The sequence below is a fragment of the Myxococcus sp. NMCA1 genome, assembly GCF_026810205.1.
Lineage (GTDB): Bacteria > Myxococcota > Myxococcia > Myxococcales > Myxococcaceae > Myxococcus > Myxococcus xanthus_A.
This window is the reverse complement of the sequence record NZ_CP113950.1, coordinates 4,614,539-4,636,793: the sequence shown is the minus strand read 5'-3', so window position 1 is coordinate 4,636,793 and position 22,255 is coordinate 4,614,539. Positions and strand designations below refer to the sequence as shown.

Sequence of the window (22,255 nt, the reverse complement as noted above, 5' to 3'; positions counted from 1 at the left end):
TGGGCAGGGCTCGCTCACGTCTGGGCCCGGCGGGCGGCTTTCTTCTCACGCTCGCCCAGCGCGGCCTGGAGGTACTTGCCCGCCAGCTTCCGGCCGATCAGCTCCTGGGCAATCTCCCCGGCCTCCACCAGCCGGTCCAGGTTGATGCCGGTGTCCACGCCCATGCCGTGGAGCATGAAGACGGCGTCCTCGGTGGCCAGGTTCCCCGCCGCTCCCGGGGCGTAGGGGCACCCGCCCAGGCCGCCAATGCTGGCGTCGAAGGTCGTCACGCCCTCGGACAGGCCCACCAGCGCATTCGCCAGCGCGGTGCCGCGCGTGTCGTGCAGGTGCAGCGCCAGCTTCTCCACGGGGATGTGCTTCAGCAGCGCCTCCAGGAGGACCTCCGTCTGGCGCGGCGTGCCGATGCCAATCGTGTCACCCAGGCTGAGCTGGTAGATGCCCGCATCCACGAGCTGCCGGCAGATGTCCACCACGCGCTCCACCGGGACGTCGCCCTCGTAGGGGCAGCCCCACACGGTGGACAGGTAGCCGCGCACGCGCATGCCCGCCTGCAGCGCGGAGGCCGTCACCTCGCGCGCGCCCACCACGGCCTCGGCGATGCTCTTGTTGATGTTCTTCTTCGAGTGCGCCTCGGAGGCGGAGATGAAGACGGCGGCCTCCTCCAGGCCCGCGTCCTTCGCGCGCTCCAGGCCCTTGAGGTTGGGCACCAGCGCGGAGAACACGACGCCTTCGCGCCGGCCCACCAGCCGCAGCAGCTCCTCCGCGTCCGCGAGCTGGGGAATCCACTTGGGTGACACGAACGACGTCACCTCGATGCGCTTCTCCCCCGCAGCCACCAGCGCGTTGATGAGGCGCGCCTTGTCCCGCGTGGGCAGCGTGCGCAGCTCGTTCTGCAAGCCGTCCCGGGGACCGACCTCGTAGACGTCGACCTGCTTAGGCAACTGGCCCAGCCAGCCCAACCTCGCCCTGGAGTGTTCCTGCATCTCAGCCATGGCGCCGCTCCGCTCCCACGATCAGGTCGGTTGACTGCGCGTCCAGCGGCCCACCCGCCAGGCCACCGTGCACCCAGACGACGGAAAATCCCGTGCTTTCCAACAGCCTCACCCAATCCGCAAGGGGATAGTAACGAAGGGAATATGACGCGCGCAGGCATCGACCCTCCGGAGAGGTCAGCGTCCGACGTCCCTCGTCCCGCCCCGTCGAGGCGTCGAAGCAACTCTCCTCCTCCAGGACGCTTCCATCCGGCAGCGTCTCGCGGAAGGCCGCCCGGGGGGACGCCGCCAGTCGCTCGAACGGCACCGTCTGGAACACCCACCGTCCTCCTGGCCGCAGCACGCGCGCGACCTCGCGGAGGATGTGCATGTGCTCGCCATCCGTGAAGGCGGCCAGCGTCGAGTACCACGCGTAGGCCCCCGCCAGAGACGCCTCGCGAAACGGCAGGGCCCGCAGGTCTCCCTGGATCGCCGGGAAGCCCGGGCGCCGCATGGCCAACGACAGTGCGTCCAACTCCAGCCCGATGACGCGCCCGGCCAGAGGCCCCACCGCGTTCAGCCGCGCCGCGTGGCGGCCATGGCCGCACCCCAGGTCCACCACCGGCGCCGGCCCCGCCACGTCCGTGAAGGCCCGGGCCAGGTAGTCCACCTCACGCGCGGTGACGGCCTCCGACAGGAACGGCAGCGTGCTGCGAAGGTAGAGCTCACCGAAGAAGCTCATCGCGACGACAGGCCCGCACGCAGGCGGCGCACGGCTTCGTCCAGCACCGCCTCCGTCTTGCAGAAGGCGAAGCGGGCCAGCCCCTGCCCCAGGTGCCGGTGCGCCGGACCATAGAAGACACTGGGCGGAATGGCCGCCACGCCCACCTCGGACACCAGGTGGCGGCAGAAGGCCACGTCATCGGCGAAGCCCTGGCGCGCGATGTCCGCGAGGATGAAGTAGCTGCCCTCCGGGGCGAACGCCGTCAGCCCGGCCTCGCGCAGCCCGGTGAGCAGCCGCTCCCGCTTCGCCGCGTAGGACGCCGTCAGCTCCGTGAAGTACGCGTCCGGCAGCCGCAGCGCCTCCGCCATGGCGGCCTGCAGCGGCGCGGCGGTGGCGAAGGTCACGAACTGGTGGGCCCGCTGCACCGCGTCCCGCAGCGGCGGCGGCGCGATGACCCAGCCCACCTTCCAGCCAGTGAGGCTGAACGTCTTCCCACCGCTGCTCACCGTCACGGTGCGCTCGGCCAGCCCGGGCAGCGTGGCCGGACGCAGGTGGCGCGCGGGATCGAAGACGATGTGCTCGTACACCTCGTCGGAGAGGACCTTCACGTCGAACTCGGCGCACAGCTCGCCCAGGAACGTCAATTCATCGCGGGTGAACACCTTCCCCGTCGGGTTGTGCGGCGTGTTGAGGATGAGCAACCGGGTGCGCGGGTTGAAGGCGGCGCGGACCTCGTCCCGGTCGAACCACCACTGCGCGTGGTCCGCGTCCGGCGGGCGCAGCGGCACGAAGCGCGCGGTGGCCCCCACGAAGGTGATGTTGGCGTCGTAGGAGTCGTAGAAGGGCTCGAAGGCCACCACCTCGTCGCCCGGGTCCACCAGCCCCAGCAGCGTGTCGAGGATGGCCTCGGTGGCGCCGCTCGTCACCGTCACCATGGTGTCCGGGTCCACCGCCTGGCCGTAGAAGCGCGCCGAGTGCTCGGCGATGGCCACGCGCAGCTCCCGGGCGCCCGCGCCCATGGCGTACTGGTTGCCCCCGTCGCGGATGGCGCGCTGCGCCGCTTCCTTGATGGCCGCCGGACCGTCGAAGTCCGGAAACCCCTGCCCCAGGTTCACCGCGCCGTGGCGGGCGGCCAGGGCGCTGAACTCGGAGAAGACGGTGGTGGCGAACCGGGTGACTCGCTGCGCGGCTACGGGCCTGGACATGGACGTCGGCTCCTCGCGCCGCGTACCGTCCGGGCGCTCAGGGCCTGACGATAGCGTCCACCGGCACGGAACGCGCGTCCTTCACCACTTCGCGCTGGCGGGCCGCCCGGGAGACGCCCAGCGCCAGCCCCGTCACCACCATGACCATGGGCACCGCGCAGAGCAGGTCCGTGGCGTAGTGGAAACGGCCCACCAGCGTGGCCGCGATGAGCCCCAGGCCCGGCAGCAACATCACCCAGAAGACACGGCGGGAGAACCGCCACGCGTAGTACAGCACCAGCAGCGTGGCGCCGGTGTGTCCCGACGGGAAGCAGTCACGCGCGAACAGCGGCTTGCGCATGAGTGAATCCAGCAGCGGCGCCAGCGAGCCCCGCAGCGGCCCATCGAACGCGTCAACCAGGAAGTAGCGAGGCCCCACCGCCGGCACCAGCGCGTAGGCCGCGTAGTTGAGGAAGAAGAGCAGCCCCAGTGCGGTGAGGTACTCGTCGTACTCCGCGCCGCCCGGGCGCCGGTAGAGCACCAGCCCCATCACCAGCGCCCAGATGAAGTGGCCGTAGTAGCAGACCAGCAGGATGTCGTTGAGCCACGCCGGGACGACGCGCGACAGCACCACGGCCGCCTGCATGCCGAAGAGCCGCTGGTCGGCCGCCACCAACTGCGCGTCCTTGAGGAGGGGGTTCACCGTGTCCACCACGGGAGACAGCCAGCCGTGCGTCATCACCGCCGTGGGCAGCAGCCACCAGTCCGCGAGGACGTGGAGCCACCGGTGCCCCGGGAACGACGCGGCCACCGTGCGGAGGACGAGCGGCCCCACGCCCACCACCGCGAACAATCCCGCGCAGCGCAGCGCATCCGGCACCCACCGGCCCGGCCCCAGCAGGAGCAGTGAAGCCAACGCGCACGACACGACGATGATGAGGTCCACGGTGGTGAGCTGGACGCGCACCGCCTCACCGCGAACGCTTTGGGAATACCAGGAACTCACGCCGACTTACGCTCCCCCGGCGGCGCGGCTTGCGCGCCAGATTCGCCGAGTTCGAGGCTCTGAACGACCGCCCCCTTCCCCGCCACCGCATCCTCGCGCCCCTTCCACCGCTCCAGCAAGGCGAGCAGCGCGGGGAAGAAGACCGTGGTCCCCAAGAAGGTGCACATGACCCCCAGCAGCGCAATCTGACCGATACTCCGCAGGCCCTGGTGGTTGGCGACCAGCAGCGCGCCATACCCGGCCGCGTTGGACAGCGTGGCCACCACGGCCGCCAGCCCCGTGTGGCGCACCACCTTGCCGAGCGAGCCGGGCCCCTCTTCCTCGTACCGGTGGAAGAGATGCACTGAGTTGTCCACGGCGATGGCCAGCAGGTTCGGCAGGACCACCGCGTTGATGAAGTTGAGCTGGACGTCGAACAGGTACATGCCACCCGCTAGGCACGTCATGCCCAGGAACAGCGGCCCGGTGACGAGCAACGCGCGCTTGAAGCTGCGCAGGCTCACCAGGATGACGACGAACACCACCGCGGCGGCGGACCACAGGATGAGCGGTCCGTCCGCGCTCACCAGCGCGAAGATGCGCGCGGCGATGCGGTTGCTGTCCAGCACGGCCATGTCGATGCCGCGCGCCTTCACGCCCTCCACCACCTGGTCGATCTGCGTGGCCCAGCGCCGCAGCTCCTCGGTGTCGGAGTTGGAGACGGAGGGGAACAGGAGCAGGAAGGTGCCCTTCCCGTCCGTGGCCTCGAAGCGCCGGCGCACCTCCACCGGCAACGCATCCAGACCGTAGGGCTTCGCCTCCAGCATCCGCTGGAACTCCTGGAGCCGCGCGTCTGCGCGAAGCTCCGCGGGCAGGTCCTCCAGACCTTGGAAGGCCTCGCGCAAAGCCGACAGCTCCACCTCCCGGCGCTCGACATCGGACGGCAGCAAGTCATTGAGGGACGCGGAGTCGAGGATGGCGGAGTCCGCGCCGTTGCGCTGCTTCACCTCCGCGATGACGGCCTCCACCTGCGCCGCCTGCGCCACGTCATCCACCAGGAAGATGGCCGGGTTGAGGGGCTGGCCCAGCTGTTCGGTGACGCGGTCATCCAGGCGCGATGCCGGGGACTCGCCCTTGAGCTTGCGCATGTCCGTCTCGAAGCCCAGCTGGGGCGCCACGGAGACGGAGAACGCGGCGAAGCCCACCACCGACAGCGCCAGCGCGGCGATGGCGCCCGTGGGCCAGCGCCGCCACGCCCGCTCCGGCTGGGACACCTGGGACGCGGTGGCTTCGGCCGCCACATCCACGCGGGCCGGACGCAGCCGCTCCGCGATGGCCAGCAGCGAGGGGCCCATCGCATACGTCGCCAACACGGCCAGCAGCACCCCCAGGCCGGCCAAGAGGCCGAACTGGTTGAAGGCCTGGAACTGGGCCAGCAGCAACACGAAGAAGGCCGCCGCGTTCGTCACCGCGGACGTCACCGCGCCGCTGAAGGTGCCGCGCACCGCCGTGGCGATGGCCTCGCGGGCCGGACGCGTGCGCCGCTCCTCCCAGTACCGCATGCACAGGTGAACGCCGTACTCGATGCCCAGGCCAATCAAGATGGCGACGAGGAAACCCGTCACGATGTTGAGGTGGCCGATGGCCAGCTGCGCCGCCGCGAACGTCAACACCACGCCCACCATGACGGGGATGCCAACGACGGCCAGCGCCGCGACCCGCCGCGTGGCGAGCAGGATGAGTCCCACCGCGATGAGCGCGGACAGCGTGCCCGCGCGCGACAGGTCGCCGCGCATCACCGCGTCCTCTTCGATGCGCCCCTGGAAGTTGCCCGTGGCCTGCAGCGTCACGCCCGGATAGCGCTGCGCCGCGAGCGTGCGTCCGGTGCCCATCGCCTGGTCCACGAAGCGCCGTGCGAACCCCAGGTCCCCCGCCGTCCCAGACGGCTTGATCATCAAATAAACTTCGGTGCCGTCCGCGCTGGCCAACGACGCGCGCATGGGCGCGTCCGGCGCGTACTTCTTCGCGATGGCCTCGAAGTCCGGCGGCTCCGGCGTGCCCCCCAGGTCGAAGAAGAAGGGGTTGGCGCGCTGTCGCTCGTAACGCACACGCGCCGTCAGGTCCTGGCGCAACGCAGCGAGTTTCTCGATGGGCAATAACAGCAGCGCATTTCGACGGAAGAAGTCCACGTCATAGCGGTGCTCGACGTAGCGGACCTCGGGCATCGCTTCCAATTGCGTCTGCAATTCGGCCGCGTATGCCTCCAGGCGCTCCGGCGTGTCTCCCTTTGCCACGAGGACCAGGTAGCCGTCCCCGCCTGCCTTCTCTGACACGAGTGTCAGATCCCGCACTTCTTGGGATCCCTGAGGGAGCAGCTCCACGAACGACCCGCGGAACTCCAACCGCGACGCCAGCGCCATACCGCCCAGCGCGAGCAGCGCAAACACGAGCAACACCTGCCAGGGACGCGAGACCGCGGCCTGGATGAAGCCTTCGAACCACCGTTGAGACCTGGCCAACGTCGACTCCTCGGGGACCAGCCACGGAGCAAATTCCCGGCCAGTCAGCGGCGCTCTTGAACAGCGGGTGAAGCGGAAGGCTTCCAGACGCGCACCGCCCACGGCAGGTGTGCAGCCCAATGCACACCGTGCGCTCCAGTATCGACTGGAGAACATCGTGTGTCGGACGGCGGGGTGCCATCAAAGTCTCAGCGCTGTCAAGGCGAGCCCGGATACGGGTGACGACAGCGGGATGGACGGCGCGGCGCTTGCCTTGACACTGCCGCGCTCCCTCTTTATTCACGGCCCCGCGTCCCCAGTGGGAGGCCTCCGGACGCAGAAATCCCCGATGCGGAACGTTCCTTCAATCGGGGGAGTCGCGACTGGAGAGCCCCAGGCTCCCGGGCCGGTCCATGCCTCCCGACGCAGCCTGAGAGAAAGACCGATCACCCATGAGCGACGTCTTCGACAAGTGCCGTAACTGGAAGGACTACCGTATCGCGAAGGCTACGGGTCTCTATCCGTACTTCCGTGCCATCGAAGCGTCGCACGGTGCCACCGAGGTGGAGATCGAAGGCAAGCGTGTCATCATGGTCGGGTCCAACAACTACCTGGGCCTGTCCGCCGATCCGCGCGTGAAGGAAGCGGCCATCAAGGCGACGGAGAAGTTCGGTACCACCAGCTCCGGCTCGCGACTGCTCAACGGCACACTGGCGCTGCACGAGGAGTTGGAAGCGCGGCTGGCGAAGTTCCTCAACCGCGAGTCCGCCATCGTCATCTCCACGGGCTTCCAGACGAACCTGGCGCTGGCGTCCATCCTGGGCCGGCACGACATCGTCTTCAGCGACCGCCAGAACCACGCGTCGCTGGTGGACGGCATCCGCCTGTCCTTCGCCACCGAGCGCAAGTTCCGCCACAACGACATGGACCACCTGGAGCAGCTGCTGTCCCAGGCGGATCCGGACGCGGGCAAGATCATCGTCACCGACGGCGTCTTCTCCATGGAGGGCGACATCTGCAACCTGCCCCGCATCGTGGAGCTGGCCAAGCACTACAACGCGCGAGTGATGACGGATGACGCGCACGCCATGGGCGTGCTGGGCACGCTGGGCCGGGGCACGTCCGAGTACTTCGACCTGGAGAAGGAGACGGACCTCGTCATGGGGACCTTCTCCAAGAGCTTCGCGTCGCTGGGCGGCGTGCTGGCCGGTCCCTTCGAGGTCATCAACTACATCCGCCACAAGGCGCGCTCGGTCATCTTCTCCGCGTCCATGACGCCGGGCTCCATCGCCGCGGCGCTCAAGGCGCTGGAGATCATCGAAGCGGAGCCGGAGCGCCGCGCCCGTCTGCTGGACATCGCGGAGAAGATGCACAACGGCTTCCGCGCCATGGGCTTCGACACGGGGGTGTCGGTGACGCCGGTGGTGCCGGTGCACATCGGCGACCAGGTGAAGTGCTTCCGCTTCTGGCGCGCGCTGCATGAGGCCGGCGTCTTCGCCAACCCGGTGATTCCGCCGGCGGTGGAGCCAGGCCACGCGCTCATCCGCACCTCGTACATGGCCACGCACACGGACGCGCAGCTGGACCGCGTGCTCGACACCTTCGAGACCATTGGCCGGAAGCTGGGCGTGATTCCAGAGACGCGTCCCACCGTCTACGAGCCGGTGCAGATTGCCCGCCCGGGCACCCGCATCCTGTCCAACCGCGCGAGCGAGAAGTGGGCCGCGGGCTCGAACGGTCTGCTGGCGGACAAGGGCGGCATCACGCTGGACCAGCTGTCGCGCATGTCGTCGCGCGAGGTGGCTGGCCGCTTGTTCGACGCGGTGGAGCAGCTCACCTGGCGCGCGGCCAACCTCCAGCCGGAGGACCTGCGCAAGCTGGGCAACGCGCCCATGAAGCTATGGGAGAAGCGCGGCGAGCTGCCGGGCCTGCTGCTGGAGAAGGGCGCTCACTTCTTCATGCGCAACGGCGCCCACTCCGACCGGAACTGAACCGCCCATGGCCCTCCACGCCGAGCCGTCCCAGCCGACCCACGCGTCCTCGACCATGCCATCGGACGTGCAGGTGACCCCTGTCCGCGGCGAGGCGGAGCGGATGCAGTTCATCCGCCTCCCCTACGCCCTCTACAAGAGCGACCCGCACTGGGTTCCTCCGCTGGAGATGGAGCGCCGGGACTTCCTGGACCCGAAGAAGAACCCCTTCTTCGAGTACGGCGAGTTGGAGCTGTTCCTCGCCCGGCGCGGCCCGGACGTGGTGGGCCGCATCGCCGCCATTCGCAACCCGCGGCACATGGAGATTCACGGCACGAAGGAGGGCTTCTTCGGCCTCTTCGAGTGCGTGAATGACGCGGGCGTCGCCCGGACCCTGCTGGAGGCCGCCGCGGCCTGGCTGCGCCCGCGGGGCATGGACGCCATGCTGGGGCCGGCCAACCTGTCCTCCAACCAGGACTGGGGCCTGCTCATCGACGGCTTCGATACGCCGCCCGCGGTGATGATGCCGCACAACCCGCCCTACTACGCGGCGCTGCTGGAGGCCTGTTGCCTGACGAAGGCCAAGGACCTGTACGCCTACGAGCTGTCATCGTCCGCGCAGCCGCCGGAGAAGGTGGTGCGCATCGCGGAGAAGATTCGCGTGCGCGACGGCGTCGTCGTGCGTCCGGTCAACATGAAGGACCTGGACGCCGAGGTGAAGCGCATCCGCGACATCTACAACTCGGCGTGGGAGAAGAACTGGGGCTTCGTGCCCTTCACCGACGCGGAGTTCGACCACCTGGCCAAGGAGCTCAAGACGGTCGTCCGGCCGGAGCTGGCGCTCATGGCGGAGGTCCAGGGCGAGCCGGTGGCCTTCTCCCTGACGGTGCCGGATGCCAACCAGGCCATCCGCGCGGCCAACGGGCGGCTCACCACGTTCGGCCTGCCCATCGGCCTGGTGAAGCTGGCGCTGGCCTCGCGCCGCATCAACCGGCTGCGCCTCATCATCCTCGGCATCAAGGAGGGCTTCCGGCGCCGCGGCCTGGACGCCATCCTGTACCTGGACACCCTGCGCACGGCGAAGCGGCTGGGCTACGTGGGCGGGGAGATCTCCTGGACGCTCGAGGACAACCACCTGGTCAACCGCGCCATCGAGTCCATGGGCGCCCAGCGCTCCAAGACGTACCGCGTCTACACGCGCGCGCTCTGACCGCAGCCCGACTCCGAGGAGTCTTCCTTGCGATTCCTGCTCACTGGCGGCACCGGGTTCATTGGCCAGCGGCTCGCGCGCCGCATCGTGGAGCGTGGCGACACGCTCACCCTCATGGTGCGCGCCAGCTCGCGCCGTGGGCCCCTGGAGGGACTGGGCGCCCGCTTCGTGGTGGCGGACCTGACAACGGGCGCGGGACTGGCCGAAGCCGTGCGCGACGTGGACTGCGCGCTGCACCTGGCCGGCGTCACCAAGTCCCGCGAGCCCGAGGGCTACATCGAGGGCAACGCGAAGGGCACCCGCCGCCTGGTGGAGGCCATGGCCGCCCTGCCCCACCCTCCCCGGCTGGTGTACTGCTCGTCACTGGCCGCCGCCGGCCCGTCCACGCCGGAGCGCCCACGCCGCGAGGAGGACCCGCCCGCGCCCGTGTCCATCTACGGCCGCAGCAAGCTGGGCGGCGAGGAAGCAGTGCGAGAGTTCGCGGACCGGGTTCCGTCCGTCATCGTCCGGCCGCCCATCGTCTACGGGCCCGGTGACGTGGAGTTCCTCCCGTCACTGCTGCCCATGGCGAAGCTGGGGCTGGCGCTGAAGAGCGGCTTCGGGCCCAAGCGCTACTCGCTCATCCACGTGGATGACCTGTGCACCGCCCTCCTCGCGGCCGCGGATCGCGGCGCCACGGTGTCGAAGGAAGACCCGGCGCGCGGCGTGTACGGCGTGTCCGACGGCGTGGAGCATTCCTGGGAAGACGTCTGCGCGGCCATGGCCGGGGCGCTCGGCAAGGGCCGGCCCGCCGTGCTGCCCGTGCCGCAGACGGTCAGCTACGTGGTGGGCCTGGGCTCCGAAGCCGTGGCCCGCCTGCGCGGCACGGTGCCCATCCTCAACCGGGACAAGGTGCGGGAGATGCGGTGCGCAGCGTGGACGTGCTCCACCGAGCGCGCGAACCGGGAGCTGGGCTTCCTGCCCACCATCCCCCTGTCCCAGGGCCTGGCTGGCACCTTGGCGGCATACCGCGAGGCGGGCGGCCGCTGAAAAGACGAAGGCCGAGGCACCCTCGAGGGTACCTCGGCCTGGACTCGTGACGCGGACCGCGCTGGGCGTCAGGGGACCGCCGTCTGTTCCGCGCTCTTCTCGGCCGACGCCGCGTTCTCCTTCTCCAGCTGCGTCCGCTTGCTCTTCAGCGTGGACAGCAGGCCGTCGAAGCCCTTGTCGGCGAGCAGCTTGCGGAACTGCCCCTTGTACGTGTCCACGAGGGACACTTCGTCGGTGATGACGTCGTAGATGCGCCACGCTCCGGTCGCCGACGTGCGGTACAGGCGGTACTCGACGGGGACGGCGTCCTTCTTCACCGTCACCGTGGTGCCCACGGAGGCCTCGTTACCGTCGACGCCCTCCTCGCCGTACTTCACCTGCGCTTGCGCCTGCCCCAGGGCCTTCTGGGCATAGGACGCGCGCAGCAGGCCCGTCATCGTCTCGGTGAACTCCTTGCGCTGGGCGGGCTGGAGGCCGGCCCAGGTCTTGTCACCCAGCGCACGCTTCGCCAGCTCCTCGAAGTCGACGAACTTCTCCACGACGGTGGCGAGCGACTGCGCGGTGGCACCGGGCGCGTTGGCGGCCTTCTGCACGTCCGCATTCCCGGATTGGACGACCGTCAGTGGGCCGGGCGCGGCGGCAAGCAAGGTGGCGGCAAGCAGGGAAGCAATCATTCAATGGGCTCCGAGTGAAAGGACGGCAGGGAAGACTGTGGTGAGCGCATGGTTATTCACCCGGAGCCAGCGGCGCCCCGGTTACCCGCGCGAGGGCGGCCATACCTACCCGAACGTCGTGCCAGCTCTTGCCTTTGTCACCTGAAGCCTGGGCATAGGCCGTGAAAGCGTCCACCAGGTCACGTGTGTCACCGGTCCCCAGGTCGAACGCGGTGAAGGCGGCCGTCACCCACCGGCGGGCGCTCCGCTCCGCCTCGCCAAAGGCCCGGGCGCGACTCCAGGCGGACACCAGCTCGCCGTGCACCTTGGAGACCTCCAGGCGGATGCCCGCGCGAATCTGCTTCTCCTGCGCGCGCAGCTTGTCCAGCTCCGCGCGGGCCTGCTCGAGCTGGGCGTCCTTGATGGGAATGTCGAACGTCCCCCGCATCACCAGGCCCAGGCCCGCGGTGCGGTCGTTGAACGGATCAAACGCGAAGGGCGTGCGCTGTCGCGTGGCGCTGGTGGTGAAGCGCACATCGTAGAAGCCGGCCAGACCCAGGTCCGGGTAGTAGCTGCGCTCGCGGATGAAGACCTCCTGCTCGCGAGCGGCGATGCCGGCGGCGACGGCCGTCAATTCCGGACGGGACTGCTCCGCGCGCACCAGGGCCTGCTCCAGGCTGGGCACCGGCACGTCCTCTTCGAGCTCCAGGTCTTCTTCCACGACGGTGACGGCGTCTTCGGGCCCCACGTTCGCCAGCAGGCCGATGGCGGCGAGCGCGAACTGACGCCCCTGCAGGGCCTCCGCCTTGCGCGCTTCGACAATCTGCCGGAAGAAGCGGACCTTGTACGAGTCCACAGCGGACACCTGGCCCGAGTCCTCCTTGAGCAGCCGCTCGATGCGCTGGCCAGCGTCCTCCAGCCGCTTCGACACCTCTTCAATCTGCTGAAGCCCGTTCCGCGCCAGCTGGTAGCCGAAGTACGCCTGCGCGGCCTGGAAGCCGACCTCGTTGCGCGTGCGCTCGCGGAGCGCGGCCCCCAGCACCGGCCCCTGCGCGCCCGCCTTCTCCAGCGCCGTCAGCTTGCCAAAGGTGTAGAGCGGCAGCACCGCGTTGCCAGTGGAGAACATCGTCACGCCGACGCGGCCGAAGTTCAGGTCTCCTTTATAAGTGGCCTCCGTGGTGGGCGGTCCACCCAGGCCGTCGTTGCGGGCCTCGGGCGTGGGGCCTCCCGCGCCCACGGTGATTTCGAACTTGGGGAACCAGGCCCACCGCGCCTGTTGGTAGAGCGCCTGGAACTTGCGCAGCTCCGCCGTCGCCTCCTCTACCCGGGAGTCCGCTTCGCGAGCCCGCGTCACCAGCTGCGCCAGCGTCAGCGGCTCCCGCCGCGCGGGTTTCTCCTCCGAGTCCGGCGCATCCGTCACGCCCTCCTTCACCTGCTCCGCCTCGGCGGAGGGTTCCAGGACTGGTGCGGGTGAAATGGCCTGCCCCCGCTGGGAGGAACCCGGCGTCTCCTCAATCGAGCTGGGAGCAATGCCCGGCGGACTCGGCGGCAATTCCCTCCCCCCGGTTCCCGCGCGCGGCGTGGGCCGCGTCCCTCCCGGCGCCCCAGTGCCAGGCACCGTCGTCGGCGCGTCGGACCCCGGCGTCCCCAGGTCCGGCGTCGTCGGCGCTGGCGTAGCGCCGGGCGTGGAGGGGGCAGGCGTGCTTCCGGTGCCGGTTGAAGGGCTGCTCCCCGTCCCGACCGAACCGGGGGTGAGCTGCGCTCCGGCAACGCCCGCCACGAGCACCAGCGCCATTGTCACGCCATGATCCAGGTGTCTGCGCATCAACCCGCCTTGTGTAGCTCCCCATAGCCGAGAACCCCACGGCGGCGCAGCATGTCCGTTCGGCAGCGGGCCGTCACCGGTGTTGTTCGTCCCATGGCACCGGCCGGAGATTGTGGACGGCCGCGCCGAAAGGAACGGGGGATGTGCACTGTCGTGGAACCCGTGACACTCGCGCGCGAAAAGGAGTTGGTAGGACGTGGCGCATGCAGCAGATTGCGCCCTGTTCCCGAGACAGAGGATCCCCACACATGCCCCATACCGATCGCGTCAAGCAGATCCTGTCGTGGTACCCGTCCGACAACCCCGGCACGCTGACCAACCTGGCCCGGCTGCTGAACACCGGCACGCTGGCCGGCACGGGCAAGCTCGTCATCCTCCCGGTGGATCAGGGCTTCGAGCACGGCCCGGCCCGCTCCTTCGGTCCGAACCCCGCCGGCTATGACCCGGACTACCACATCAACCTGGCCATCGAGTCGGGCTGCAACGCCTACGCGGCGCCGCTGGGCTTCCTGGAGGCAGTGGCCGGCAGGTACGCGGGTGAGATTCCCCTCATCCTCAAGGTCAACAACTCCGACACCCTGGCCAAGGTGCCCCACCCCATGTCCGCGGTGACGAGCTCCGTGAAGGACGCCGTCCGCCTGGGCTGCACCGCCGTCGGCTACACCATCTACCCGGGCTCCGGGGCGCGCAACGAGCAGTACGAGGACCTCCGCGACATCATCGCCGAGGCCAAGTCCTACGGCCTGCCCACCGTTCTCTGGGCCTACCCCCGCGGCAACCTGTCCAAGGAGGGTGAGACGGGCATCGACGTGGTGGCGTACGCGGCGCAGATCAGCGCCCAGCTCGGCGCCCACGTCATCAAGGTGAAGCCGCCGCAGGACCACATCGAGCAGGCCGAGGCGAAGAAGGCCTTCGAGAAGGCCGGCATCCCCACCAAGACGATGGCGGACCGCGTCCGCGAGGTCGTCCGCTCCGCCTTCAACGGCAAGCGCATCGTCATCTTCTCCGGCGGCGAGGCCAAGGGCACCGACGCCCTGCTGGAGGAGATCAAGCAGATCAACGCCGGCGGCGGCTTCGGCTCCATCATGGGCCGCAACGCCTTCCAGCGTCCGCACGAGGAGTCCATCAAGCTCCTCAAGGACGTGATGGCCATCTTCGCCGGCAAGTCGTAATCGGCTCGGCGGAAAACAAAAGGCCCGCCAGGTTCCCCTGGCGGGCCTCTTCATTTCAGAGTGGAGCTAATCGGGATCGAACCGATGACCTCTTGAATGCCATTCAAGCGCTCTCCCAGCTGAGCTATAGCCCCGTCTTTTGCTGCTGAGCCGCCTTGGGGAGCGGCCCGACTGGCGAAGCAGCTACTCTCTACGCTTCAAAACAAAAGGCCCGCCAGGTTCCCCTGGCGGGCCTCTTCATTTCAGAGTGGAGCTAATCGGGATCGAACCGATGACCTCTTGAATGCCATTCAAGCGCTCTCCCAGCTGAGCTATAGCCCCGTCTTTTACTGATGAGCCGCTTTGGGGAGCGGCCCGACCGGCGAAGTGGGTGCCTTCTACCGTTTCTTCGCTCCAGGCACCAGAACTCTTTGAGGCTTCGGTGCGTTTTTTTGTTCGTTCAACCGCTGCGCCACTTCTTCCCCTTCCCGGAGGAGGTCGGTGAGCTCACGCGCGTGGGCCTCGACCGCCTGCTCCGCTGCTTCCACCGCCTTGAGCGCGACGCCGAAACCCGCCGGAAGGTCCAGCCGACCCTTCTGGACCTGGCGCCAGACGGCTTCACCCAGCTCCTTGAGCGCCTTCTCCTTCTGATCCTTCAACACGGTGGTGCGAGCGTTCGCCCGGGCCAGGTCCGTGTTGCGCTCCACCGCCTCGCGAAGCTGGGCCAACCGGTCCTGCGCCGCCTGGAAGGCCTCGTTGATCTGCTTCACCACCTCGGACTGCTTCGAGTCGGCCGCCAAGTCAGTCACACTCCTTGAGAAATCAACGATTGCGTAGCGTGCGCTCTCGGAGCCTGTCAACCCGGCCCCGCCCCTGTCCTCCGCAGCCGGGCCGCGAAGAATCCTCCCCCGGGAACCTTGGGAGGCAACGCCTTCAGATAGGGCCCCTGCGCGGCGAGCGCCGCCCGCTCCGCGCCGAGTACGTCTTCGACTGGCTCCAGCGTGAAGTCCGGATGCTTCGCGAGGAAGGCCTCCACCACCGCCTCGTCCTCCTCCGGCATCACCGAGCAGGTCGCATAGACGATGAGTGCACCCGGCTTCGCCTGGCGTGACACCTCATCCAGCAACTCCGACTGCGTGGCCTGGTACTTGGCGATTTCCTGAGCGGTGAGCTTCCACTTCTGATCCGGCTCGCGCGCCAGGGAGCCCGTGCCGCTGCACGGCGCATCGATCAGAAGGACGTCCGCGTCGGACAGCGGAAGCGGATGTGGAAAGGCGACCTGCCGGAGGGAGAAGTGGCGCACGCGCTCACGCGCCTCGGCCAGCCGACGGCGCGAACGGTCCCCGGCCAGCACCTTGCCCCGGGGCCCGACGAAGTCCGCCAACGCCAGCGTCTTGCCGCCCGCGCCGGCGCACACGTCCGCCACGGTGAAGCCCTCCAGCGAGCCCTCCCGGGGACGGCACATCTCGGAGATGAGCTGGCTGCCCACGTCCTGCACCTGGAGCCGGCCGGACTTCATCATCCGAGTCTCGAAGACGCGGTGGCTGGAGTCCGTCACCCGCACGGCATCCGGCGCCGCGGCCACCGGTTCGGCGTTGACGCCCTCTTCCTTCAGCGCCGCCAGCACCGCGTCCCGGGTCCCCGGGGGCCGCGCGCGGAAGTGCAGCGACGGCTCCTCATCGAGCGACGCCAGCAGTCCTTCCAGCACATCCTCCGGGTACACCTGGGCCAGGCGCTGCACCAACCAGTTGGGGAACGAGTAGCGGATGGCCAGCCGCTCCGTCTGGGACTCCGGGAGCGGCGCCTCCGGCAGCGGCTGTTCCACCACGCGCTGGAGCAGGTCGTCCTTGATGGTGCGCGGACGCACGGGCCCCGGCAGCCGGACCTCGGGACCGATGCGGGCCCAGCCCTCACCACAGAAGATGCGGCGCCAGAGGGCGTAGCGCACCAGCGCCTGGTCCTCCGTCAGCCCCACTTTGCCCATGGTGTGGCCCAGCAACCGGGCCGCCAGGTCCAGCAAGCGCTGGTGCCGGGACAGCTCGCGCACGGCCATGGCGGTGAAGCGCCGCTCCTGGCCGCCCAGGCCATTGGCCTCTCGCAAGGCGTTGGCGAGCGCGGCCTTCAATGGCTCGCCGCGAAGCACCGCGATGTGGGCTTCGAGTGCCGCCGTCGCACCACGACGGGACGGACGACCCAGGCGATCCGGGTCTACGGGCGTTGCCGGCCAGACGGAATCCACGTGCCTCAGCCCTGCCCTTTCAGTCCCACGGCCACGACCAGGCAGCCTTCCGGGCTGCGCATCCGAGGCGCCTGCCCGACCCCCAGGAAGAAATATCCGGGCGCCGAGTACGACATGTCATCCACTTCGAGTACGCCTTCGACCACCTGAATCCCCACGCCCGCGGGTGTCGGGTGGAACGTCCAGCCGAAGTCGCCGCCGGCCGTCACGGACACCCACATTGCCCTCAATGCGTCTTCCCGCGCGATCTGAACGTGGGCGCCCCACTGCGACCAGGCGCTCGCGGGAGGCCGCTGCCCCTGGGTGGCCAGCCGCTCCACGTCCTGACGCAGCGCAATGAAGCGCTCCACCAGGGCGTAGATGTCGTCGATCTGGAACGGCTTGAGGAGAATGGCGTCCGCCACCTGGGGCTGGACGGCCTGGATCACCTCGTCCGGCGTCGCGGCGCTGACAATGGCCACCGCCTGCTGACGCTTCCGGGCAGCCTCGACGACCGTCCGGCCGCCCAGCTCGCCTCCGGAGATGCGCAGATCACTGATGACCAGGACGAAGCGCTCGGCCTCAAGGGCCGCGACCGCTTCCTCCCCGGTGCCGACCGCGTGGACCTGCGCGAGCTCGGAGATGAGCTCGCCCATGCCTTCCCGCAGGCTCGCGTCATCCTCGACCAGCAACACCCTCATTAACGGGGGACCTCCGCCGCCCCTACCTGCTGGAGCCTGTCCTTTACCAGGACCGGGCGCTTCCAGCGGAAGACCACCTCGCCGGTCCTGCCCTTCGGATGATGGCCCTCCCCGGACTCGAACCGGGACGCGGGGTCAGCCGCAGCGGATTTTGAGTCCGCCTCGTCTACCAATTTCGACAGAGGGCCCCCTGCTGTCGCGACGAGCAGACGTATACCGCGACTTGATACCAAGTGCATCCGAAGATTGCGGTGCTCCACGCACATCGCTAAGAGGGGCCCCCCATGTACAACCTTCTCATCTCCCTCGGTGTGGGAATTGCCGTCGCGCTCCTGGTGAAGGTGGCCGGCTTCTCCATCTGGGCGGGGCTCGTCCCCGGAATCCTGGCTCTCGTCGGCACCTACATCGTGCTCGCTCGCCGGGTGGCCAGCCGCGTCCAGGCGCTGATGACGGTGGTCCAGAAGGACCTCCAGTCCCAGCCCACCAGCCAGAAGGACGCCCAGTCGCGGGTGGACCGGGCGGTGAAGACGCTGGAGCAGGGGCTCGTCTACGACAAGTGGCAGTTCCTGGTCGGTCCGGAGCTTCACTCCCAGATCGGCATGCTGAAGTACATGGTGAAGGACCACGAGGGCGCCAAGGCCGCCTTCGAAAAGGGCAGCGGCCGCAACTACATGGCCAAGGCCATGGAAGGCGCCCTGTACTTCCAGCGCAAGGACTTCGACGCCATGAAGAAGGCGTTCGAGTCCGCCACGAAGAGCGGCAAGAAGGAGTCCATTGTCTGGGCGGCCTATGCCTGGTGCCTGATGCAGAACAAGGACAAGGACGGCGCGCTGCGCGTGCTCGCCCGGGGCGTGGAGCAGAACCCCAAGGACGAGAAGCTCAAGGGCAGCCTCGCCCAGCTCCAGAACGACAAGCGCCTGAAGATGAAGCCGTACGAGCCCATGTGGTGGCAGTTCGGGCTCGAGGCTCCGCCGCCGGTCATGCCCCCCATGGGCGGCCGCCGCATGCAGTTCAGCACCCGACGCTAGCGACCCGTCGCGCGGCCATTGAGCGTCCGCCCGCGCACGGGAATATCTACCGGCTTGCCCCTCAGCGCGCTGCAACGTCTTCCGACCCTGTACAACAGGGCGACGCAGAGGGTGCGCAACCGCCCGGAAACACTCTGACTGCCCTCCCCCACCGCGGGGCATGGTGCTTGCTCCCGCACCGTCCTCACGGATGACGGGGAACGGCCCCGTCTCGCGGAGCCTGACAGGCTTGGCAGCCGGAGGTCTCGGGTGAAGGTTGTGGGCGTTGGGGTGTGCTTGCAGGACCGGGCGGCGGCGGATGCGCGTGGGGCGCAGGGGCGTTGGGAGCACACGGCAGGGCGTGGCACCCGAGACTTTCGGCCTGCCATTTCGCAGCAGCCGAGTGAAGCGGAGTGGTGCATGGAACGGCGCGGCCGGACCTCCGAGCGGTCCCTTCTGCTCATCATCGAAGATGACGCACAGGTCCGCGAGAGCCTCGTGGACCTGCTCGCCGTACGCTTCGATGTGCTCGCCGCTCCGGATTCGGATGCGGGGCTGGAGCTGGCGCGAGAGCACCGCCCGGACCTCATCCTCCTGGATAGGTTCCTTCCCAGCGGAGACGGGCTCGCGGTGCTGGAGATGCTCCAGCGCGAGTCGCGCACGGAGGCGGTGCCCGTCATCTTCCTGACGGGCGACGCGGACGAGGCCACGCTGGAGCGCTGCCTGGAGATGGGCGCCGTGGACTTCATCCACAAGCCGGCCAGCGCGCGGGAGCTGCTGGCCCGTATCGACCGGGCGCTGCGCCAGAGCGAGCAGCAGCGCCGGCTGCAGGTCCTGGCGCAGACGGACGGCCTCACGGGGCTGGCCAACTTCCGGGCGCTGACCATCCGGATGGAAGAAGAGTTCCGCCGGGCCCAGCGCTACCAGTACCCGCTGAGCGTCGTCATCATCGACCTGGACCACCTCAAGGCTATCAACGACGGCATGGGCCATGACGTGGGCAACCGGGCGATTCTCGCGCTGGCCACCCAGTTGAAGCACGAGCTGCGTGAGTCGGACTTCGCGGCCCGCTTCGGTGGAGACGAGTTCGTCGCGCTGCTGCCGCACCAGACGGCGTTGGAAGCAGCCGTCTTCGCCGAGCGCATCCGCACCGGGCTGCGCGCCGTCGGCGTCCAGAAGAGCGACGGCCGCCCTGCCCCCTTCGGACTGAGTGTGAGCGTGGGCATCGCCGACCATACCTTCGAAGGGCCCCGCGAGGACACCGAGTCGCTGATGAAGGCGGCGGACGCGGCCCTCTACGAGGCGAAGCGCGAGGGGCGGGATCGGGTCGTCGTGTTTGGCCGGCCCGCGAATTCGCCTCCGGCGCAGCGGCACTGAACGGGGCGCGGTGAGGCAGGCAACGGCGGGGCAGCAGCGAGGGCGCGGATGATGCTGGGGAACAGACTGGCGACAGGTTCGAGGGTGGCGGTGGTGGGAGGCGGCATTGCCGGAGCGGGGCTTGCCGCCTCACTCCTTTTCAACGGGAGGGCTCGCGGGCTGGCGCTGGACGTGCGCGTCTACTCCGGAGGAACGCAGGAGCGCACCGCTCCGCCGGCGGTGCTGACGCCGGAATGCCGCTCACGCCTGGCCGCGCTGGGCTGCCGCATTCCCTCCGAATGGCGCGCCCATGAGCTGCGCGGCATTGAAATCATCGCCGAGGGCCGGCGCGAGCTGCTGTCCTCCACGCCCGGTGGCCTCTGGGTGGTGGACGGCTGGCCCCAGGGGCTGGGCGGCCTGGAGCAGGTGCGGGATGTGCTCGCCACCGCGGCCAGCGCCCAGGGCGCCCGCTTCCTTCCCCGCCACGTCGAGCGCGTGGAGCGGCAGGCCCCCGCGCCGGATGCGCCCGCCTCCGTGCGCGGCGCGGGCTCGCTGGTGGTGCGCGCCCAGGGCAGTGGTGATCGCTTTCATGCGGTGGCGCTGGCCACCGGCGCCGGGCCGCTGATGGGTGACGCCTTCTTCAAGGGCTTCCGCCCTGCCCCCACCATCCCGGCGGTGCAGGCTCGCCTGCGCCACGCTTCGCCTCGGCTGGAGCTGGCTCCGGTGGCCCGGCTGTGGATTGCGCCCCTGCCAACGGTGGATGGTCTGTTCCTGCTGCCTGGCGCCAACTCGGTGTACGCGCTGGCCTTCGGGCCGGCGGTGACGCCCGCGGACCTGTGCCAGGTGCTGATGATGGCCGCGCGCGACGGCCTGGTGGAGGAAGGCTTCGAGCTGGCGGCCCTGGAGACCACCCGCCTGCCCTACGGACCGGGCCGGACGCTGGTGGCGCCGGGGCAGATCGCGGTGGGGCCCGCGGCCTTCGGCCACCCACTCCAGGTGGGATTGTCGGAGACACTGGCTTCGTGCAGCCGCGCGGCGGTGGCGCTGCTCGACGGCGGGCTGGACACGGGCACCCTGGAGCGCCGCTACGTGCGCGAAGGCCTGGGCGAAATGCTGGAGGACGCCGCCGCGGGAGCCCGGACGATGACCTGGCTGCGCCGAGCGGGCCCTCGCTCGCCGGAGGCCTTCGTCAAGGCGAAGGGGCGACGGACGCTGGGTGGCACCTTCGGCGGCGGGGTGCTGGGCCTGAGCGGCCCCACGCCCATCGCGCTCCTTGGCGCCGCGCGCTGGGAGGGACTCAAGGAGTTGGTCGGCTCCTGGCTGCGCACCACGGTGGAGCCAGTCCCCTCGGTGGTGCCGGAGTTGGAGCCGGACCTCTACTACGTCGTGGATGACGACCCGGACGCACGCGAGGCGCTCACTGCGCTGCTGGAGAGCACCGGGGCGAAGGTGGTGTCTTTCGCCGACGAGCTGGCCCTCTTCTGCGCGGTGGCCCGGCGGCCGCCCACGGCCATCCTCCTGGACGTGGTGCTGCACTGGGTGGATGGCCTGCGGCTGGCCGAGGGCCTGAAGCAGCATCCCCTCACCCGGAACACCCGCGTGCTGGTGATGAGTGGCCTCAACCGGCCGCATGTCCGGCAGCGGGCCCTGGACGCGGGGGCGGAGGCCTTCCTGCCCAAGCCCGTGGACCCTGACCGGCTGCTGCGCATCCTCACCGGCCGAGTCCCCGTTCTGGAGCCCGCGCCGCACGCCGCGGACGACACGCGCGAGCTGGCCGAGGACCGCTACGCGTCCTGACCACCGCCGGGGATGGCGACCGCGGAGACCGGGGCGTGGATGGCCTCGGCGCTCCCGGGCATCAGCGCCTTGAGGTTGCCGCGGATCGTCTCGCAGATCCGCTCCAGCGGCAGGTCGTTGTCGTCGTGGCCGAACGGGTCCTCGATCTCCACGCCAATCTCCTCGATGCCGAAGAAGACGTAGGCGACGACGAACGTGGCGGGCACCGTTATCCAGCCGAACGAATCCACCAGCGCGAACGGCAGCGTGTAGCAGTAGACGAGCAGCGCTCGCCGCAGGTGCATCATGTAGGCGAACGGAATGGGCGTCTTGTGAATGCGCTCGCAGCCACCGATGTAGTCGATGAGCAGTTGGACATTCTGGTCGAGCTGCATCTGGACGTATTCGGGGTAGCAGCCCCGCAGCCGGCCCTCATCGAGCACGACGGACATCTTCTGCGACACCGCGAGCGGGACGTGCTGGCTGCCCAGCACCGCGTCCGCTTCGTCGCGCGGCAGCTCGGAGGCGACGGGGCCCAGGTCGCGCTCCCCTCGCAGTGACGAGGCGGCGGCATAGGGGAAGGCGATGATCCACCGCAGCAGGGTGCCGTAGAGCGCGGCGTCCCGACGCATGAAGACGCCGGATGCACGGGCCAGGTTGCGCGTCTCGTTGACGATGCCGCCCCACAGCTTCCGGCCTTCCCAGAAGCGGTCATAGGAGGCGTTGGTCCGGAAGACGAGCAACAAGCTGAGCGAGATGCCCGCCAGCGTGTGCACCGTGGCCGGGATGTCCAGGGGCTTGATGTGATGATGGACCGCGGTGACGCCCGCGGCCCACAACACACAGACGAGGACCCGAGCCACAATCTCGCGGACCATGGAACCGCGGAGGTAATGGAAGTAGCTCCACCAACGGTGCGGGTCGTAGTCGATCATGGTCGCAGGGCGCGTACGCTGCCGCGCCTGCGCGGGGCATGGCAAGCGCCAATCCAGGGGGA

18 protein-coding genes and 3 tRNA genes are annotated in these 22,255 nt (G+C 69.3%); 7 read left to right on the top strand and 14 right to left on the bottom strand.

The window, feature by feature from the left end:
* Positions 1-14: 14 nt before the first annotated feature.
* Genes OZ403_RS19490 through OZ403_RS19470 form a run of 5 tightly spaced genes read right to left on the bottom strand, consistent with a single transcriptional unit; the run spans position 15 to position 6,539 of the window.
* Positions 15-992, bottom strand: coding sequence for a hydroxymethylglutaryl-CoA lyase (locus tag OZ403_RS19490; protein ID WP_268784820.1), 978 nt, complete (start codon positions 990-992; stop codon positions 15-17).
* Positions 985-1,713, bottom strand: coding sequence for a class I SAM-dependent methyltransferase (locus tag OZ403_RS19485; RefSeq protein ID WP_140791896.1), 729 nt, complete (start codon positions 1,711-1,713; stop codon positions 985-987). The genes OZ403_RS19490 and OZ403_RS19485 overlap by 8 nt, the downstream gene beginning before the upstream one ends.
* Positions 1,710-2,900 carry an aminotransferase class I/II-fold pyridoxal phosphate-dependent enzyme gene (locus OZ403_RS19480; protein ID WP_268784819.1) on the bottom strand — a complete coding sequence of 397 codons (1,191 nt, stop codon included), beginning with the start codon at positions 2,898-2,900 and terminating at the stop codon, positions 1,710-1,712. Before OZ403_RS19480 ends, OZ403_RS19485 begins: the two co-directional genes overlap by 4 nt.
* Positions 2,901-2,937: 37 nt before the next feature.
* Positions 2,938-3,846: a phosphatase PAP2 family protein gene (locus OZ403_RS19475; RefSeq protein ID WP_442929816.1), complete on the bottom strand. Its 909-nt coding sequence runs from the start codon at positions 3,844-3,846 to the stop codon at positions 2,938-2,940.
* 35 nt (positions 3,847-3,881) lie between these two features.
* On the bottom strand, positions 3,882-6,539 hold the full coding sequence (locus OZ403_RS19470) for an efflux RND transporter permease subunit (RefSeq protein WP_268784817.1): 2,658 nt from the start codon (positions 6,537-6,539) through the stop codon (positions 3,882-3,884).
* Between the two features lie 275 nt (positions 6,540-6,814).
* On the opposite strand from OZ403_RS19470, the gene OZ403_RS19465 reads away from it, so the two are divergent.
* Genes OZ403_RS19465 through OZ403_RS19455 form a run of 3 tightly spaced genes read left to right on the top strand, consistent with a single transcriptional unit; the run spans position 6,815 to position 10,571 of the window.
* Complete coding sequence (locus tag OZ403_RS19465; protein ID WP_140791890.1) at positions 6,815-8,353, top strand: aminotransferase class I/II-fold pyridoxal phosphate-dependent enzyme; 1,539 nt, start codon at positions 6,815-6,817, stop codon at positions 8,351-8,353.
* 7 nt (positions 8,354-8,360) lie between these two features.
* Entirely contained in the window at positions 8,361-9,542 is a 1,182-nt protein-coding gene (locus OZ403_RS19460) for an N-acetyltransferase (protein ID WP_268784816.1), read from the top strand.
* Between the two features lie 27 nt (positions 9,543-9,569).
* On the top strand, positions 9,570-10,571 hold the full coding sequence (locus OZ403_RS19455; RefSeq protein ID WP_268784815.1) for an NAD-dependent epimerase/dehydratase family protein: 1,002 nt from the start codon (positions 9,570-9,572) through the stop codon (positions 10,569-10,571).
* 68 nt (positions 10,572-10,639) lie between these two features.
* On the opposite strand, the gene OZ403_RS19450 is transcribed toward OZ403_RS19455, so the two are convergent.
* Both OZ403_RS19450 and OZ403_RS19445 read right to left on the bottom strand, forming a co-directional pair.
* A complete protein-coding gene (locus OZ403_RS19450; RefSeq protein WP_140791884.1) occupies positions 10,640-11,245 on the bottom strand; it encodes an MlaC/ttg2D family ABC transporter substrate-binding protein in 606 nt (201 codons plus the stop codon).
* A gap of 52 nt (positions 11,246-11,297) precedes the next feature.
* Positions 11,298-13,049: a TolC family protein gene (locus tag OZ403_RS19445; RefSeq protein ID WP_268784814.1), complete on the bottom strand. Its 1,752-nt coding sequence runs from the start codon at positions 13,047-13,049 to the stop codon at positions 11,298-11,300.
* A gap of 248 nt (positions 13,050-13,297) precedes the next feature.
* Here OZ403_RS19445 and OZ403_RS19440 point away from each other — a divergent pair, with 248 nt between their 5' ends.
* Positions 13,298-14,221: a class I fructose-bisphosphate aldolase gene (locus OZ403_RS19440; protein WP_268784813.1), complete on the top strand. Its 924-nt coding sequence runs from the start codon at positions 13,298-13,300 to the stop codon at positions 14,219-14,221.
* A gap of 61 nt (positions 14,222-14,282) precedes the next feature.
* On the opposite strand, the gene OZ403_RS19435 is transcribed toward OZ403_RS19440, so the two are convergent.
* The 6 genes from OZ403_RS19435 to OZ403_RS19410 all read right to left on the bottom strand — a co-directional run bounded on the left by OZ403_RS19435 (position 14,283) and on the right by OZ403_RS19410 (position 17,307).
* A tRNA-Ala gene (locus OZ403_RS19435) sits at positions 14,283-14,355 on the bottom strand.
* A 114-nt stretch (positions 14,356-14,469) separates the two neighbouring features.
* Positions 14,470-14,542, bottom strand: a tRNA-Ala gene (locus OZ403_RS19430).
* Positions 14,543-14,598: 56 nt separating this feature from the next.
* A complete protein-coding gene (locus OZ403_RS19425; protein ID WP_237078393.1) occupies positions 14,599-15,000 on the bottom strand; it encodes a hypothetical protein in 402 nt (133 codons plus the stop codon).
* Between the two features lie 56 nt (positions 15,001-15,056).
* Positions 15,057-16,343: an RsmB/NOP family class I SAM-dependent RNA methyltransferase gene (locus OZ403_RS19420; protein ID WP_140796506.1), complete on the bottom strand. Its 1,287-nt coding sequence runs from the start codon at positions 16,341-16,343 to the stop codon at positions 15,057-15,059.
* Positions 16,344-16,444: 101 nt separating this feature from the next.
* Positions 16,445-17,119: a response regulator gene (locus tag OZ403_RS19415; RefSeq protein WP_268784812.1), complete on the bottom strand. Its 675-nt coding sequence runs from the start codon at positions 17,117-17,119 to the stop codon at positions 16,445-16,447.
* A gap of 102 nt (positions 17,120-17,221) precedes the next feature.
* A tRNA-Leu gene (locus tag OZ403_RS19410) sits at positions 17,222-17,307 on the bottom strand.
* 96 nt (positions 17,308-17,403) lie between these two features.
* Between OZ403_RS19410 and OZ403_RS19405 the strand changes: the two genes are divergently transcribed.
* The 3 genes from OZ403_RS19405 (at position 17,404) to OZ403_RS19395 (ending at position 21,279) form a co-directional block, all read left to right on the top strand.
* A complete protein-coding gene (locus OZ403_RS19405) occupies positions 17,404-18,147 on the top strand; it encodes a tetratricopeptide repeat protein (protein WP_140798507.1) in 744 nt (247 codons plus the stop codon).
* A 399-nt stretch (positions 18,148-18,546) separates the two neighbouring features.
* Positions 18,547-19,503 (top strand): diguanylate cyclase, encoded by a 957-nt coding sequence (locus OZ403_RS19400; protein WP_140791872.1) that lies wholly within the window; start codon positions 18,547-18,549, stop codon positions 19,501-19,503.
* Between the two features lie 48 nt (positions 19,504-19,551).
* On the top strand, positions 19,552-21,279 hold the full coding sequence (locus OZ403_RS19395; RefSeq protein WP_140798506.1) for a response regulator: 1,728 nt from the start codon (positions 19,552-19,554) through the stop codon (positions 21,277-21,279).
* Here OZ403_RS19395 and OZ403_RS19390 read toward each other — a convergent pair.
* Positions 21,267-22,193 carry a bestrophin family protein gene (locus OZ403_RS19390; RefSeq protein WP_140798505.1) on the bottom strand — a complete coding sequence of 309 codons (927 nt, stop codon included), beginning with the start codon at positions 22,191-22,193 and terminating at the stop codon, positions 21,267-21,269. The genes OZ403_RS19395 and OZ403_RS19390 overlap by 13 nt on opposite strands.
* Positions 22,194-22,255: the final 62 nt, after the last annotated feature.